General features: G+C 60.6%; 1 protein-coding gene. It reads left to right on the top strand.

Annotated features, from left to right (window positions below):
* Positions 1-536, top strand: a 536-nt coding sequence (locus CJ255_RS22305) for a DUF4351 domain-containing protein (protein ID WP_124682068.1), incomplete at both ends; no start/stop codon positions are given.

Here is a 536-nt window from a genome sequence, read left to right as displayed (position 1 = left end):
AAACTGTGGGCACTCGATGCGCAGATGCTGGAAGCGAGCGCCAACCCCATCGCCACGATCACGCTGATCCACCGCGACGCCCAAGCGACGCGCCACGACCCGGAGGAGCGCATGCGGCGCAAGATCGCCCGCTTTCGCGCCTGTCTGCGCCAAGGCTACTCCGCTGAGGATCTGCGCCACCTCTATCGCTTGTTGGATCAACTCATGCGTTTGCCGCCTAGCATTGATGAGCCAGTACGTGCTACAATGCGTCAAATTGAACAGGAGGAGCGTGGTATGACACCCTTTGTGACGAGTATCGAACGGCTTGCCCGTGCCGAAGCCAAGCACGAGATGGTACTACGACTGCTCAAGCGCAAATTGGGCATGTTGAACGAATCATCAGAGGCGCAGGTCGCGGCGTTGGAAGCCACCCAGTTAGATGCACTCAGCGAGGCACTGCTCAGCTTCACGGCCCAGGCGCATCTTGAGGCGTGGCTGTGGGGGCAGCGCGAGGGGTGGGATGTGGCTGCTCCTGAGACGTCTGCCTATGTCCA

It is taken from the genome of Candidatus Viridilinea mediisalina, assembly GCF_002532535.1.
Classification (GTDB): Bacteria; Chloroflexota; Chloroflexia; order Chloroflexales; family Chloroflexaceae; genus Viridilinea; species Viridilinea mediisalina.
This window is presented reverse-complemented; position numbering and strand designations above follow the sequence as displayed.